17 protein-coding genes are annotated in these 14,716 nt (G+C 72.7%); 8 read left to right on the top strand and 9 right to left on the bottom strand.

Going from position 1 to position 14,716, the window contains the following annotated elements; translation table 11 throughout:
- The first annotated feature begins 15 nt into the window (after positions 1-15).
- The 3 genes from K4G59_RS02195 to K4G59_RS02205 all read left to right on the top strand — a co-directional run bounded on the left by K4G59_RS02195 (position 16) and on the right by K4G59_RS02205 (position 2,222).
- Entirely contained in the window at positions 16-381 is a 366-nt protein-coding gene (locus K4G59_RS02195) for a hypothetical protein (RefSeq protein WP_231248958.1), read from the top strand.
- A 90-nt stretch (positions 382-471) separates the two neighbouring features.
- Positions 472-1,728 carry a D-inositol-3-phosphate glycosyltransferase gene (gene mshA, locus K4G59_RS02200; protein ID WP_231248965.1) on the top strand — a complete coding sequence of 419 codons (1,257 nt, stop codon included), beginning with the start codon at positions 472-474 and terminating at the stop codon, positions 1,726-1,728.
- Positions 1,725-2,222: a type III secretion system chaperone family protein gene (locus K4G59_RS02205; protein WP_231248967.1), complete on the top strand. Its 498-nt coding sequence runs from the start codon at positions 1,725-1,727 to the stop codon at positions 2,220-2,222. The genes mshA and K4G59_RS02205 overlap by 4 nt, the downstream gene beginning before the upstream one ends.
- Positions 2,223-2,225: 3 nt before the next feature.
- Here the strand turns inward: K4G59_RS02205 and K4G59_RS02210 are convergent, their stop codons facing one another.
- The 3 genes from K4G59_RS02210 to K4G59_RS02220 form a co-directional block, all read right to left on the bottom strand.
- Positions 2,226-3,134, bottom strand: coding sequence for a DMT family transporter (locus K4G59_RS02210; RefSeq protein WP_231248969.1), 909 nt, complete (start codon positions 3,132-3,134; stop codon positions 2,226-2,228).
- Between the two features lie 84 nt (positions 3,135-3,218).
- Positions 3,219-3,896, bottom strand: coding sequence for a response regulator (locus tag K4G59_RS02215; protein WP_207083951.1), 678 nt, complete (start codon positions 3,894-3,896; stop codon positions 3,219-3,221).
- Positions 3,893-5,146 carry a sensor histidine kinase gene (locus K4G59_RS02220; RefSeq protein WP_231248976.1) on the bottom strand — a complete coding sequence of 418 codons (1,254 nt, stop codon included), beginning with the start codon at positions 5,144-5,146 and terminating at the stop codon, positions 3,893-3,895. Before K4G59_RS02220 ends, K4G59_RS02215 begins: the two co-directional genes overlap by 4 nt.
- Before the next feature lie 120 nt (positions 5,147-5,266).
- On the opposite strand from K4G59_RS02220, the gene phoU reads away from it, so the two are divergent.
- The gene (phoU, locus tag K4G59_RS02225; protein WP_231248982.1) at positions 5,267-5,917 is read left to right on the top strand and encodes a phosphate signaling complex protein PhoU; all 651 of its coding nucleotides are present in this window, start codon (positions 5,267-5,269) and stop codon (positions 5,915-5,917) included.
- Positions 5,918-6,087: 170 nt separating this feature from the next.
- On the opposite strand, the gene K4G59_RS02230 is transcribed toward phoU, so the two are convergent.
- The 3 genes from K4G59_RS02230 to K4G59_RS02240 are packed head-to-tail and all read right to left on the bottom strand — an operon-like array spanning position 6,088 to position 8,033.
- Positions 6,088-6,831 (bottom strand): phosphoglyceromutase, encoded by a 744-nt coding sequence (locus tag K4G59_RS02230; RefSeq protein ID WP_231248984.1) that lies wholly within the window; start codon positions 6,829-6,831, stop codon positions 6,088-6,090.
- A complete protein-coding gene (locus K4G59_RS02235; protein ID WP_231248986.1) occupies positions 6,828-7,301 on the bottom strand; it encodes a hypothetical protein in 474 nt (157 codons plus the stop codon). Before K4G59_RS02235 ends, K4G59_RS02230 begins: the two co-directional genes overlap by 4 nt.
- A 21-nt stretch (positions 7,302-7,322) precedes the next feature.
- Positions 7,323-8,033 (bottom strand): UbiA family prenyltransferase, encoded by a 711-nt coding sequence (locus K4G59_RS02240; RefSeq protein WP_231248987.1) that lies wholly within the window; start codon positions 8,031-8,033, stop codon positions 7,323-7,325.
- 157 nt (positions 8,034-8,190) lie between these two features.
- Between K4G59_RS02240 and K4G59_RS02245 the strand changes: the two genes are divergently transcribed.
- The gene (locus K4G59_RS02245; RefSeq protein WP_056602200.1) at positions 8,191-8,676 is read left to right on the top strand and encodes a CarD family transcriptional regulator; all 486 of its coding nucleotides are present in this window, start codon (positions 8,191-8,193) and stop codon (positions 8,674-8,676) included.
- A 2-nt stretch (positions 8,677-8,678) separates the two neighbouring features.
- Positions 8,679-9,260, top strand: coding sequence for a 2-C-methyl-D-erythritol 4-phosphate cytidylyltransferase (locus tag K4G59_RS02250; RefSeq protein WP_231248997.1), 582 nt, complete (start codon positions 8,679-8,681; stop codon positions 9,258-9,260).
- On the opposite strand, the gene K4G59_RS02255 is transcribed toward K4G59_RS02250, so the two are convergent.
- Complete coding sequence (locus tag K4G59_RS02255; protein WP_231249001.1) at positions 9,241-9,924, bottom strand: IspD/TarI family cytidylyltransferase; 684 nt, start codon at positions 9,922-9,924, stop codon at positions 9,241-9,243. The genes K4G59_RS02250 and K4G59_RS02255 overlap by 20 nt on opposite strands.
- Positions 9,924-10,430 carry a 2-C-methyl-D-erythritol 2,4-cyclodiphosphate synthase gene (ispF, locus tag K4G59_RS02260; RefSeq protein ID WP_372461782.1) on the bottom strand — a complete coding sequence of 169 codons (507 nt, stop codon included), beginning with the start codon at positions 10,428-10,430 and terminating at the stop codon, positions 9,924-9,926. Before ispF ends, K4G59_RS02255 begins: the two co-directional genes overlap by 1 nt.
- Positions 10,431-10,467: 37 nt before the next feature.
- On the opposite strand from ispF, the gene K4G59_RS02265 reads away from it, so the two are divergent.
- Complete coding sequence (locus K4G59_RS02265; RefSeq protein ID WP_231249008.1) at positions 10,468-11,985, top strand: molybdopterin-dependent oxidoreductase; 1,518 nt, start codon at positions 10,468-10,470, stop codon at positions 11,983-11,985.
- 15 nt (positions 11,986-12,000) lie between these two features.
- On the opposite strand, the gene K4G59_RS20335 is transcribed toward K4G59_RS02265, so the two are convergent.
- On the bottom strand, positions 12,001-13,200 hold the full coding sequence (locus K4G59_RS20335) for a C39 family peptidase (protein WP_231249010.1): 1,200 nt from the start codon (positions 13,198-13,200) through the stop codon (positions 12,001-12,003).
- A gap of 114 nt (positions 13,201-13,314) precedes the next feature.
- Between K4G59_RS20335 and cysS the strand changes: the two genes are divergently transcribed.
- A complete protein-coding gene (cysS, locus tag K4G59_RS02275; RefSeq protein WP_231249012.1) occupies positions 13,315-14,715 on the top strand; it encodes a cysteine--tRNA ligase in 1,401 nt (466 codons plus the stop codon).
- Position 14,716 lies beyond the last annotated feature (1 nt).

The following is a 14,716-nucleotide window of genomic DNA, read 5'->3' on the forward strand; positions in this document are numbered from 1 at the left end:
TGGCACACTCTCGGGATGCCCCCCGCGAAGCTCTCGGCTTCCCTCGCGCTCCTGGGCGGCGTGCTGTGGATCCTCCACGCGCTGCTCGGCGGTGGAAGCGACCCCCTTCCCGGCACGCTCCACTTCCTCGGCCTGGCTCTCGTGCTGGCTGCGGCCGGCCTCTTCGGCTCGGGGCTGGTCAAGAGCGACGCCGTCGGGATGCGCGTGCTGGTGGGCCTGGCGAGCGCCCTGCTGGCGCTGTCGGTGGTCGAGGCGTTCCGGCCACCCGACAGCCCGTGGTACGACGGCGGCTGGGGGATCGTGGCCGCGCTGCTGGGCGGCATCGCGCTCGTGCGGCGCCGCGGCGGCGACCGTACGTCGGGTGGCGCGCACTCGCGCTGAGGCACGGGTCACCCCGGGAATCCCCGGCGGTCCGTCGTGGTTGTGCCGGAGGTGCCCGGACCGGGCCCGGACCTCGACGAAGGAGACAGCGTGGGCGAGCGCGTGGCGATGATCAGCCTGCACACCTCACCGCTGGACCAACCGGGGACGGGCGACGCGGGCGGGATGAACGTCTACGTCATCGAGCTGTCGCGGCGCCTCGCCGCGCAAGGCATCGACGTCGACGTGTTCACGCGCGCCACCTCGTCCTCCTTGCCGCAGGTCGTCGAGGCGGCCGACGGGGTGCTGGTGCGCCACGTCGCCGCCGGTCCCTTCGAGGGGCTCACCAAGGGTGAGCTTCCCGGCCAGCTGTGCACCTTCGCCCGCGAGGTGCTGCGCACCGAGGCGATCCAGCCGCTCGGGCACTACGACGCGGTCCACTCGCACTACTGGCTCTCCGGTCAGGTGGGCGCGCTCGCCCGCGACCGGTGGAACGTGCCGCTCGTGCACTCCATGCACACCATGGCGAAGGTGAAGAACACTGCGCTGGCCGCCGGCGACAACCCCGAGCCGCTCTCGCGGGTCATCGGCGAGGAGCAGGTGGTGGAGGCTGCGGACCTCCTCGTGGCCAACACCGACACCGAGGCGCAGCAGCTGGTGGACCTCTACGGCGCCAGCCCCGACGCCGTCGAGGTGATCCACCCCGGCGTGGACCTCTCGGTCTTCGTCCCGCGGGGCCGCGCCGAGGCGCGCCGTGAGCTCGGCCTCCCCGCGGACGCCGTCGTGCTGCTCTTCGCCGGCCGCATCCAGCCGCTGAAGGCACCCGACGTGCTGCTGCGCGCCGTCGGCGTGCTGCTCGAGCAGGACCCGTCGCTGCGGCACCGGCTCGTCGTACCCGTCGTGGGCGGACCCTCGGGGTCCGGCCTCGAGCACCCCACGGCGCTGGCCGACCTGGCCGCCGACCTCGGCATCGCCGACGTGGTCCGCTTCGTCCCGCCGGTCACCCAGCGTGAGCTGGCGGTCTGGTCGTCGGCGGCGACGGCCGTCGCCGTGCCGTCGTACAACGAGTCGTTCGGCCTCGTCGCCGTCGAGGCGCAGGCGACCGGGACGCCCGTCGTCGCGGCCGCGGTCGGGGGCCTCACCACCGTCGTGCGCGACGGCGTCAGCGGCCTGCTCGTCGAGACCCACGAGCCGCGCGACTGGGCGGCGAGCCTGCGCCGGCTGATCGACGACCCGGGCCTGGTCGAGCGCCTCGGGCGCGGGGCCGTCGCGCACGCCCAGGAGTTCTCCTGGGAGCACACCGCCGAGCGCACCCTGCTCGCCTACGAGCGGGCGGGCAGTCGCATGCGTGCTGAGATGGTGTCATGACCAGCGCCGCCGACGTCGTCCGCGCCTACCTCGCCGACAACGAGATCGAGCACGAGGAGCGCGCCCGCGAGGGAGTGGAGGGGGCGAGCTTCTCGCTGACCCTGCCCGGGGAGAAGAAGCTGCAGACCCCCGTCCGGCTCGACGTCGGCGCCCACGCGCTCGGCGTGCACGCCTTCGTGTGCCGCAACCCCGACGAGAACCATGCCCGCGTCTACCGCTGGCTGCTCGAGCGCAACCTGCGGATGTACGCCGTCTCGTTCGCCGTGGACCACGCCGGCGACATCTACCTCGAGGCGCGTCTTCCGCTGTCCGCGGTCGAGCCCGGTGAGCTCGACCGGGTCCTCGGCTCGGTGCTGGCCAACGCCGACGAGTCGTTCAACGCCATCCTCGAGCTCGGCTTCGCCACCTCGATCCGCAAGGAGTGGGACTGGCGGACCTCGCGGGGCGAGTCGACCCGCAACCTCGAGGCCTTCCGCGGCTGGCTCGAGGCCTGAGCGTCATCCCTGCCGCGGCCTCCGCCGGGTCATCAGCACCCCGACGATCGCCAGCGCGCCACCGAGGAAGGTCAGCGACGGCGGCACCTCGTCGATCGTCAGCCACGCGACCAGCGTGGCGATCCCCGGGACGAGGAACGTGGTCAGCGACAGGGCGCCCGCGTCGGTGTGGGTGAGGGCGTAGGCCCACGTCGTGAAGGCGACCGCGGTCGGCAGGACCCCGAGGTAGACGATCCACCACAGCTCCGCGCCTCCGTCGGCGACGATCCCCGGGAGGTCGCCGGAGAAGGGCAGGCAGATCAGCGAGCCGGTGAGGAACGAGACGAAGACGACCTGGACCGACGGGAGTCGCCGCAGCAGGACCTTCTGGGTCAGCACGCCGACGGCGTACATCGCGGCGGCGACGAGCACCAGCCCGACGCCGAGCAGGCTCGCGTCGGCGTCGGTCGAGGACCCCCGGGCGATGACGGCCACCCCGGCGAAGCCCACCACCATGCCGGCGAGCAGCCAGGCGTGCAGGCGCTCACCGAAGAGCGGCACCGCCAGGAGCGCGACGATGACCGGCCCGATCTGGATGATCATCGCCGCGGTGCCGGCGTCGACGTGGCGCTCGCCGGCGTTGAGGGCCAGGTTGTAGACGCCGAACCAGCCGACGCCGCCCAGGGCCAGCAGCGCCCACTCGCGGCCGTTCGGGCGCACCCAGCCCCGGCGCAGCACCAGCGGCGCGACGACCAGCGCCGCCACGAGCAGGCGGCCGGCGCCGAGGGCTCCGGGGCTCACGTCGTGCGCGACGTGACGGATGACGACGAACGCCGAGGCCCACATCACCAGGGTGATCGCGCCTGCCGTGATCGGCAGCCAGGGCGCGGGGGCCGTGGTGGCGGGAGCGGCGGGGGAGGTCGTCGTGGTCACGGGTCAAGGCTAGGTTCGGTCATGACGGACCGCCAGCGGATTCCGGACGTCGTACGCCGACTTCCCGCCGGTCCTCACACGGGCTCAGAGATCCAATTTGTAGCCGAGCCCGCGCACGGTCACGAGGTACTTCGGCTCGCCCGGGTCGGGCTCCAGCTTGGCGCGCAGCCGCTTGACGTGCACGTCGAGGGTCTTGGTGTCGCCGACGTAGTCGGATCCCCAGACCCGGTCGATGAGCTGTCCTCGGGTGAGCACCCGTCCGGGGTTGCGCAGGAACATCTCCAGGAGCTCGAACTCCTTGAGCGGCAGGCGCTGCTCGGTGCCGTCGACGGTCACCACGTGGCGCTCGACGTCCATGCGCACCGGGCCGGCCTCGAGGGTGTCGGGCATCAGCTCGGGCTCCTGGCCGCGTCGCAGCACCGCCCGGATCCGGGCGACGAGCTCGCGGGGGGAGTAGGGCTTGGTGACGTAGTCGTCCGCCCCGAGCTCGAGACCGACGACCTTGTCGACCTCGTCGTCCTTGGCGCTGACCATGATCACCGGGACCGACGACGACTGCCGGATCTGGCGGCACACCTCGGTGCCCGGCACGCCGGGCAGCATCAGGTCGAGCAGCACGATGTCGGGCCCGAAGCGGTCGAACTCCGTCAGGGCGGTGTTGCCGTCGGCGGCGATGGCCACCTCGTAGCCCTCCTTGCGGAGCATGTAGGCGAGGGCGTCGCTGTAGCTCTCTTCGTCCTCGACGACGAGTACCCGGGTCATGCGGGGTGGTCCCTTCGGTGGGTGGTGCTGGTGGTGTGGTGGGCGTCAGGCGTGCTGACGAGATCGGGCGGTGGGGTCTGTGCGGGTGCGACGACCTCGACCGGGGTGGTGCCGGTACCGGTCTGGACGGGCTCGGAGTTGCGGGGCAGGGTGAGCGTGAAGGTCGACCCCTGGCCCTGCACCGACCACACCGAGATGTCGCCGCCGTGGGTGGCGGCGACGTGCTTGACGATCGACAGGCCGAGCCCGGTGCCGCCGGTGGACCGGTGCCGGGCAGGGTCGACGCGGTAGAACCGCTCGAAGATGCGGTCGATGTCCTCGGCCGGGATGCCGATGCCCTGGTCGACCACCGAGATGTGCGCCTGCGCACCCTCGGCGCGGGTGGTGACCACGACGCGCGAGCCGGCGTTGGAGTAGGCGACGGCGTTGGCGACCAGGTTGCTGATGGCAGCGCCGATCTGCTCCTGCGAGCCGTAGACCTCCAGGCCGTGCTCGCCACGCGACTCCACGACGATCTCCCTCGCCGCGGCCTCCATGGCGCTGGTGTCGACGGCGGTGGCCACGGCGGCATCGAGGTCGACCATCACCGGGGTCTCGAGCGGGTCGTGGCCCTGGAGGCGCGAGAGCTCGATGATCTGCTGGACGAGCTTGGAGAGCCGGTCGCTCTCGGTCAGCATGCGGTTGGCGAATCGCTGCACCGCCTCGGGGTCGTCGGAGGCGTCCGTGACGGCCTCGGCCAGCAGCCGGATCGCGCCGACGGGAGTCTTGAGCTCGTGGCTGACGTTGGCGACGAAGTCGCGCCGCACCGCCTCCACCCGCTTCTCGCGGGTGCGGTCCTCGACCAGCGCCAGCACGAGCCGGGCGCCCAGGGGAGCCACGCGCGCGGTCAGCGTGCGGTTGAAGCCGCCGTCGGCGGCCGGCATGTCGAGGTCGCTCTCGCGGATCTGCCCGTCGCGGCGCACCTGCGCGACGATGTCGAGCAGCTCGGGGACCACGACGCTGTTGCCGCGCACCAGCCCGAAGGCGTACGCCGGCGCGGAGGCCTTGAGGACGTGGTCGGCGTCGTCGACGACGACCGCGCTGGAGCGCAGGATGCTGAGCACCGCGGCGACTCCCGCCTGCACGACGGGCTCCTCGACCTGCGGCAGCGTGTGGCGCTGGCGGTCGCTGATGTGCCAGGCGAGCATCGCGCCGCCCGCCACGATGGCCCCGATCAGCGCGGCCAGACCAGCCTGCATCGTCGGATCCACGCTCACATCGTACGCATCCGGCCGGGGCGCCCTGACCGGCTGGACGCCGGGCGCCGAGTGTTCACGCGCCGTTCATCGACCACGCACGGCTGTTCGCTTTGGCTGCCTAGGGTGGGGCACATGCGTGAGGCCTTCCATGACCAGCTCGACGGCATCTTCGCCGACCTCTCCGACATCTGTGGGCAGGTGGAGGTCGCGGTCCGCGAGGCCACCCGGGCCCTGATGACCGGCGACATCCACACCGCCGACAAGGTGATCAGCAACGACAAGGCGATCGACGACGCCCGCGAGCGGGTCGACGACACCGCCTTCGCGCTGCTGTCGCTGCAGCAGCCCGTCGCCGGCGACCTGCGGATGATCGTCTCCGCGCTGCGGATGGTCAGCGAGCTCGAGCGGATGGGCGACCTCTCGGTCCACGTCGCCAAGATCGCCCGGCTGCGCGTGCCGTCGGTGGCCGTGCCCGAGGAGCTGCGCCCGACGATGGAGCGGATGGCCGAGACCGCTGAGGACATGGTGCGTCGGGTCCGCGGCATCATCGTCGACCGTGACGTGGACGCCGCGATCGAGCTCGGACGCGACGACGAGGTGATGGACCAGCTGCGGCGTCGCAGCTTCACCGAGCTGCTCTCGACCGACTGGAAGCACGGCGTCGAGGCCGCGGTCGACATCGCCCTGCTCGGTCGCTACTACGAGCGCATCGCCGACCACTCGGTGTCGGTGGCCAACCGGGTGGTCTTCGTCGTCACCGGCGAGCGCCCCGGGCGCGACTGACGTACGCCACTCCCGGAGCGCCCGGAGGGGTGCGTGAGGCACGTTCTGGTCGTCCAGGACGTGTCTTACTCACCGCTCGACCGTGGTGCCGCTCCCGAGCGGTGAGTGAGGCAGCTTCTCGAGGTCCAGAAGCTGCGCTGCTCACCGCTCACGCGGACGGCGTACGCCGCTCAGCGACCCTGGTTGGCGACGGCGGCCGCTGCCGCCGCAGCGGCCTCGGGGTCGAGGTACTCGCCGCCGGGGACGGTGGGACGCAGGTCCTCGTCGAGGCGGTAGACCAGCGGCATGCCGGTGGGGATGTTGAGCCCGGCGATGTCCTCGTCGGAGACGCCGTCGAGGTGCTTGACCAGCGCCCGCAGGCTGTTGCCGTGCGCGGCGACCAGGACGGTCCTGCCCGCCTGGAGGTCCGGCACGATCTCGCCGTCCCAGTAGGGGAGGAAGCGTGCGATGACGTCCTCGAGGCACTCGGTGCGGGGCATCTCGTCGCCGAGGTCGGCGTAGCGGGGGTCGCCCACCTGCGAGAACTCGTCGTCGTCGGCGATCGGCGGCGGCGGGGTGTCGAACGAGCGGCGCCAGAGCATGAACTGCTCCTCGCCGTACTGCTCGAGCGTCTGCTTCTTGTCCTTGCCCTGCAGCGCGCCGTAGTGGCGCTCGTTGAGCCGCCACGACCGCTTGACCGGGATCCAGTGGCGGTCGGCGGCGTCGAGGGAGAGGCACGCGGTGGTGATCGCCCGGCGCTGCAGCGAGGTGTGCACGACGTCGGGCAGCAGCCCGGCGTCCTTGATGAGCTCGCCGCCGCGCACCGCCTCGGCGCGGCCCTTCTCGGTCAGGTCGACGTCGACCCAGCCGGTGAAGAGGTTCTTGGCGTTCCAGTCGCTCTCGCCGTGGCGGAGCAGGACCAGGGTGTACGTCATGAGGCGTCCAGACCTTCCCAGTAGCCGCTGTCGTCGGAGACGACGGGGACGTTGAGCATCACGCGCTCGCCGCTGCCGAAGTCGACCGCGAGCGGGACGACGTCGCCGGCGCCGAACTCGCCGGTCAGGACGATCTCGGCCGGCGGCTCGGCGAGGTTGACCAGGCCACCCGCAGAGATCTCGACGGGCTCGAACTCCGTGACCTCGACCGTCGCGCCGTCACCGGCAGAGAGACCGGTGAAGGTCTGCTCCTCGTCGATGTCGTTGTTCGACAGCGACGCCACGAAGGTGCCGGAGCCGTCGGCCCCCGACACCACCACGGCCGACAGGACGTCGACCACGCCCTCGCGGTTGTTGGCACCGCTGCCGGGCGTGTAGTCACGCTCGGTGGCGTAGTCGAAGCCGCAGGAGGACAGCGGAGCGGCGAGTGCGAGAACTGCCGCGGCGATCGCGAGGGGTCGGAGCTGCATGGCGCACAGCCTAGCGTCGGCTCAGGTCAGTCCGACGGTCCGCCCTGCGATCAGGATGCCGACCACGACCGCGGTCGTGAAGACGCCTGCGAGCAGCAGCAGCCGGGGGGTGCCCAGGCGCAGCGCGAGCACCATCGGGAGGGACCGTTTGCCGGCCTCGTGGTCGGTCACGAGGCCGGGCAGCGCCAGCAGCACGTGGACCCCCAGCCCGAGGGCCGCGGCGAGCGCCACCATGGCCGGCGTGGGGGGCGTCGTGACGCCCGCGCCGTTCCACCCGCCGTACGCCAGGAACGCGGGGTAAAGCGCGAAGCTGGCCACCCACGGCACGAACGACAGCACCCGTCCGTGGAGGAGGCGGTCCCCGAGGGCGGAGATCGCGAGCAGGGAGAGGTACGCCGCCGCGGCGCGGCGACCGTGGGCCACTGCGAGGGGCACCACCAGGAGCACCGCGCACGTCAGGGCGAACCACACCGTGCCGGGGTCGAGCACGCCGCGGGCGAGGGGCTTGGCGGGCCGGTGGCGCTCGTCGCTGCGGCGGTCGGTGAGGTCGTCGGCCCACCCCAGCGCGGACTGGCCCACGAGCACGGTCGCGGCGACGAGCCCGACCTCGCGCAGCGGGCGTCCGGCCACGGCGGCGGCGGTCGCGAGGACGACCGCGGTGGCCACGGCCTGACGGGGGTGGGCCGCGCGCACCAGCAGCAGCGCCGGCCGCGCCGACAGGTCACCGAGCATGGGCCGAAGTATGGCCCAGGCCGCCCGCGGGAGCGCGGCGCACCACAGGGACCGCCGATCTGTCAAGCCCGGAAGTGGCCTCTGACCTGCGGAAACGCCGTCCGGGACCCGGGCGGACCCGTGTTAGAATGCTCACCTAGGAAGGGGAACTGAACATATGACTTTCACCGTTGGCGAAACGGTCGTCTATCCCAATCACGGGGCCGCGGTCATCGAGGACATCGAGATGCGGACGATCAAGGGAGAGGACCGGCAGTACCTCGTCCTCAGGATCGTCGCACAGCAGGACCTGGTCGTTCGTGTGCCGGCCTGCAACCTCGACCTCGTCGGCGTCCGCGACGTCGTCGACAAGGAGGGCCTCGACCGCGTCTTCGACGTGCTGCGGGCAGCCCACGTCGAGGAGCCGACCAACTGGTCGCGCCGCTACAAGGCGAATCTCGAGAAGCTGCACTCCGGTGACGTGATGAAGGTGTCGGAGGTCGTGCGCGACCTGTGGCGCCGCGAGCGTGACCGTGGGCTCTCGGCCGGTGAGAAGCGGATGCTGGCCAAGGCGCGGCAGATCCTGGTCTCCGAGCTCGCGCTCGCGGAGAAGACCAACGAGGACAAGGCAGAGGCCATGCTCGACGAGGTGCTCGCCTCCTGAGCGTGGACCACGCAGACCGAGGCCCCTGGGACGAAGCTCCCCGGGGCCTCGGTCTCGTTCTGGACGAGGGGCGCGGCTCGCTGCCGTACGCCCTGATCCACGGGGAGGCGCTCGTCGCCTGCGCCGCGTGGGCACTGGGCGAGTCGGGGGTCGACCTCGTCGACGCCAGCGTCGGCTGGTCCGCGATCGCGGAGTCCGGCGAGGACCTGGTGCTGCACGACGCGCTGTGCCCGATGACACCGCCCGACTTCATCGCCTCGTGCCTGGACCAGGCACGGGCCACCGGGCGCCCGGTCGTCGGCGTACGCCCGGTGACCGACACGGTCAAGGTGGTCGACGGGGGCCTCGTGGGCGACACGCTCGACCGCGACACGCTCCTCGCGGTCGCCTCACCGCTGGTGGTGCCGACGGGTGTCGTCGCGGGGCTGACCGGTCCGCCGGTCACCGACCTGGCGCGGGCGGTGGCGGACCTGGCCGCCGCGGGTCATCCGGTGATGACGATGACCGCGCCGCCGGAGGCGCGACGCGTGGCCTCGCTCGAGGACGTACGCCTGCTCGGCGCCCTCACGACCGCGCAGGGCTGAGCTCGACCGCGAGGGCGACGTCCTCGGGGAAGGTGACCTTCAGGTTCAACGGGCTGCCGGGCACGGCCGCGACGTCCACCTGACGGTGGGCCCGCACGCAGGCCGCGGTGTCGGTGCCCTCGAAGCCGCCCGCGGCCGCCGCGGTGTAGGCGGCGAGGACGTGGTCGGCCCGGAAGGCCTGCGGGGTCTGCACTCCACCGACCCCCTCGGTGACGGCGCTCAGGTCGGCGTGCAGCAGCTGGGTCGCCGGGAGCACCGGGATCGCTCCGCCGACCTCGCGGGCGGCGTCGATCACCGCCTGCCACAGATCGGTGCCGGCGAGCGGGCGCGCGCCGTCGTGGATCGCCACGACGTCCACCTCGCCGGCGTCGATGTCGTCGGCCAGGACCTGCAGGGCCGCCCACTCCGAGGCGTGTCGGGTGGCGCCGCCGTCGACGACGACCACCTCGCGGTCACCGAGGTGGGGCGCGACTGCCTCCGCGACCGCCGTGCGGTCCTCCGGGCGCACGACGAGCACGAGACGACGTACGTCGGGCAGCGCGAGCGCGTCGTGCACCGACCAGACCAGGACGGGGACGTCGCGCAGCGGTAGCAGCACCTTGTTGACCTCGGCCCCGACCCGGGTCCCGGAGCCGGCGGCCAGGATGACGACGGCGGTCGGCATCAGCCGTCGACCGGGCCGGTGACGAGCGCGGTCGCGATGGCGGCCACGCCCTCGCCGCGGCCGGTGAGGCCCAGGCCGTCGGTCGTGGTGGCCGAGATGCTGACCGGGGCGCCGACGGCGGCCGTCAGAGCGGCGGCGGCCTCGTCGCGCCGCGGGCCGAGGCGGGGGACGTTGCCGACGACCTGCACGGAGACGTTGGCCACCTGCCACCCCGCGGCGCGGACCCGACGGGCCGTCTCGGCGAGCAGCGTCGCCCCCGACGCCCCCGCCCACTCGGGCTCGGCGGTGCCGAAGTGGGTGCCGAGGTCGCCGATCCCGGCGGCGGAGAAGAGGGCGTCGCACGCAGCGTGGGCCGCGACGTCGGCGTCGGAGTGGCCCTCGAGCCCGGCCGGCTCGTCCGGCCACGACAACCCGCCGAGGTGCATGGGGACGCCCTCGACGAGGCGGTGCACGTCGGTGCCGATGCCGACGCGGATGCCGGTGGGACCAGGGGTGGGGGTGCTCACGTCGGCATCATGCCCTGCGGGACGCAACAATGGTCCGGTGACCACACATCGTCCGCCCTGGGTGCTGGCCGGAGTCCTCGCAGGGCTCGCCGGACTGGCGACCAGCTATGCCACGGCGATGGTCTTGACCATCCGCGAGTCACCGGTGGTGGCGGTCGCCGAGCTCGTCATCAGGCTCGCCCCGGGCGCGGTCGCCGAGCGGGCGATCACGATCCTCGGCACGGCCGACAAGCCGGCCCTGGTCGTCGGCATCCTCGTGCTGCTGCTGGCGTGCTTCGCCTGGGCCGGGTCGATGGCCCGCGGCTCGTGGTGGCGACCGGTGCTCGTGTGGGTGGTGCTCGCCGGGATCGGCCTCGGTGCGGTGATGGCGCAGCGCAACGCAGGCGTGGTCGACGCTCTCCCCGTGCTGGTCGGACTGATGACCTGGGTCGCCGTGCACTCCGCGCTCGTCGACGCCCTGCGCCGACAGCAGCGCCGTCCGGACCTGGAGTCGCACGAGCGGCGCGTCTTCCTCATGGTCGCCGGCGCGATCTCCGTGGCCTCGGTCGCGATCGCGGTCGCGGGCCGCTTCGTGGGAGCGGGGCGCCGCCACGTCGAGGTGAGCCGCCGGCTGTTGCGCATCCCCGGCGTCACCCGGCGCACTGCCCCCGCGGCGACGTCGCTGGGCGTGGCGGGCATCGCGCCGTGGCAGACCCCCAACGAGGACTTCTACCAGATCGACACCGCCATCGCGCTGCCCACGATCGAGCCCGACGACTGGTCGCTGCGCATCCACGGCATGGTCGACCGCGAGCTCGTGCTGGGCTACTCCGAGCTCGTGGCCCGTCAGGTCACGGAGTCGTGGATCACGCTCAGCTGCGTCAGCAACGAGGTGGGCGGCGGGCTCGTCGGCAACGCCCGCTGGAGCGGCGTACGCCTCGCGGACCTGCTCGCCGAGGCCGGTGTGGGCGCGGGCGCCGACTGCGTGCTGCAGACCTCCCACGACGGGTGGACGTGCGCCACCCCGCTCGAGGTGCTGACCGACGACCGCGACGCGATGCTGGCGGTGGCGATGAACGGCCGCCCGCTCCCCATCGAGCACGGCTTCCCGGTGCGCACCATCGTGCCGGGGCTCTACGGCTACGTCTCGGCGACGAAGTGGGTCGTCGACCTCGAGGTGAGCACGTTCGCGGAGTCCATGGGCTACTGGACCGACAAGGGCTGGTCGGCGCTCGGGCCGGTGAAGATCGCCTCGCGCATCGACGTGCCGCGGTCCGGTGACGACGTCGAGGCCGGCGAGGTCACCTTCGGCGGCGTCGCGTGGCACCAGCACACCGGCATCGAGGCGGTCGAGGTGCAGGTCGACGGTGGCGCGTGGGAGCGCGCCGAGCTCGGCGAGGTGCCGTCGGTGGACACGTGGGTGCAGTGGGCGGTCACGCTCGACGTCCCCGAGGGCGACCACGAGGTGCGCGTGCGCGCGATCGGCCTCGACGGCGAGACGCAGAGCAGCGTGCGGCGTGCCCCGGACCCGGACGGTGCGACCGGGCTGCACACGATCGAGATCAGCGCAGGCTGACGCCGCTCGACCGTCTCAGTTGCCGATGACGTACGCCGTCCCGCCGGAGGCCGCGATCCAGAGCCGCTCGAGCTGCGCGCGGTCGTAGACGCGGCGCACCTCCCCGTTGGTGGCACCGGCAGGGTCGTTCACCACGACGTCGCCGTCGGCCTCGAAGCCGACCACGACGAGCAGGTGGCCGTTGCTCGCCGAGATCGGGGCCCCGGTGAGCTGACCGCGGCCGAAGGCGATCGAGATGATGACCGGCGCACCGGCGGCGACCTGGTCCTCGGCCTCGCGCAGGTCGCGCATCCGGGTGACGTAGGAGTCGCCGGCCACCAGCGTGGCGGCGTACGCGGTGTTGAAGGCCCAGTTGCCGGTGCCGCGGTAGCCGTGGTCGTAGACCATCTTGGCGGTGTGGTCGACGACGGCGTCGGCGTGGCCGGCGGCGATCCCTCCGGGGCGCGGCGAGATGCCGTAGTGGGCGAGCACCATCGCGGTCGAGGTGGGCGAGCACCACGCCTCGCCCCCGCCGCCCCACTGCGGGTGGTGGCCCTCGTGGACCATCTGGCTGTACGTCGGCACAGGCAGGACCGTGCCGGCCGCGGGGCCGGGCGTCGAGGTCGGGCGGGGCGCGGTGGCGTTGGCGGAGGCGACGGCCCCGACCCGCTCGAGGCCCACCGCGAGGCTCGAGCCACGGGGGCGCATCAGCGTCACCCGCACCTGCCACGACGTGACGCCGCCGGGGGATTGCCAGGTGTCGGCGTTGACCGCGCCGAGGTCGTCGGCCTGCCCTGAATAGGTGCGGCGGGCGACGGGACGGTTGGTGCGGTTCCAGTCGGCGACGGTGTCCCACGTGCCGGTGCGCCCGCCGGCGTCGCGCCCGCGCACCTCGACGCGGACCAGGCTCCGGCCGGGCGTGGTCGCCTCCCAGGACGGGATGAGCGAGGTGGCGGGGAACCCGGTGGTCGCCCAGGGCGAGGTCCAGGTGCCGGCCTCGTAAGCGCGACCGGCCACCCTGCGCGGCTTCGGCTGCAGGAGCGAGACCTGCCCGCGGCCCATCTTCAGGCCGCGGCGCTTGCCCGACTTGAGCTCGGCATAGCTGCTCCACGAGGTCAGCTGGATCTCGGGGGTCGCGCGCGTGCGGGCCTCGGTCCGGTCCGTGGCGCCTGCCGGCGGGACCAGCGCGGGGGCGAGGAGGAGGGGAAGGGCGAGGGCGGCAGCACGTCGGAGCACGCACGACGATAACCCGGCGTGACCCACGCGTCACAGGAGTCACACGAATCGCACTCCCGCGGCCGCGGGGGCGACGAAGTCAGGGGATCGCCCCCCGCGCCCTAGACTCGGACGGTGACTCTGAGGCTCCACGACACCGCTGCGCGCGAGACGCGCGACTTCGTCCCCCTCGTCCCGGGCCGTGCGGGGATCTACGTCTGTGGTCTCACGGTGCAGTCCGAGCCGCACGTCGGCCACGTGCGCTCGGCGGTCAACTTCGACGTGCTGCGTCGCTGGCTCGTCGCGAGCGGCTACGAGGTCGACTTCATCCGCAACGTCACCGACATCGACGACAAGATCCTGACCAGGTCCGCCGCGCAGGGCGTGCACTGGTACGCCCTCGCCGCCGCGATGAAGCGCGAGCTCGACAAGGCCCTGGCGGCCATCAACGTGATGCCGCCGACCTACGAGCCGGGAGCCACCGGGCACGTCCCGGAGATCGTGGAGCTCGTCGAGCAGCTCATCTCCCGCGGCCACGCCTACGCCGCCGAGGACGGCAGCGGCGACGTCTACTTCGACGTCCGCAGCTGGACGGCGTACGGCGAGCTGACGCGGCAGAAGGTCGAGGACATGGAGCCCGCCGGCGACGCCGACCCGCGCGGCAAGCGTGACCCCCGCGACTTCGCCCTGTGGAAGGGGCACAAGGTGGACAGCGAGCCCGCAACCGCCGCGTGGCCCTCCCCGTGGGGCCCCGGCCGCCCCGGGTGGCACATCGAGTGCTCGGCGATGGCCGGCAAGTACCTCGGTCCCGCCTTCGACATCCACGGCGGCGGCGTCGACCTGCGCTTCCCGCACCACGAGAACGAGCAGGCCCAGTCCCGCGCCGCCGGTCGCCCGTTCGCGTCCTACTGGCTGCACAACGCCTGGATCACCACGGCCGGGGAGAAGATGAGCAAGTCGCTCGGCAACTCCCTGCTCGTCCCGTCGGTGCTCGAGCGGGTGCGGGGCATCGAGCTGCGCTACTACATGGTGGCCGCGCACTACCGCAGCCACGTGGAGTTCAGCTTCGAGGCCCTCGACGAGGCCGCCAAGGGCTTCCGCCGGATCGAGGACTTCCTCGACCGCGCGGCGCCGGTCGTGGGTCAGTGGTTCGCGGCCCTGCCGGAGGCGTTCGTGGCAGCGATGGACGACGACCTCGGCACGCCGGCGGCCGTCGCCGTCATCCACGACTCCGTCCGCGAGGGAAACCGGCTGCTGGCCGACGGACCCTCGGGCGAGCTCGCGCAGAAGTTCGGCGAGGTGATCGCGATGCTCGACGTGCTCGGGCTCGACCCGTCCGACGAGGCGTGGGCGCGCGGGTCGTCGGACGACCGGCTGACCCAGGTCGTCGACGCCCTGGTGAAGGGGCTGCTCGCCGACCGGGCGGCCGCGCGCGAGGCGAAGGACTGGGCCCGCGCGGACGCCATCCGAGACCAGATCAAGAGTGCCGGCATCGAGGTCGAGGACACCCCGACCGGACCGAAGTGGAGCGTGTGAC

This window comes from Nocardioides furvisabuli (assembly GCF_021083185.1).
In the GTDB taxonomy this organism is placed as follows: domain Bacteria; phylum Actinomycetota; class Actinomycetes; order Propionibacteriales; family Nocardioidaceae; genus Nocardioides; species Nocardioides furvisabuli.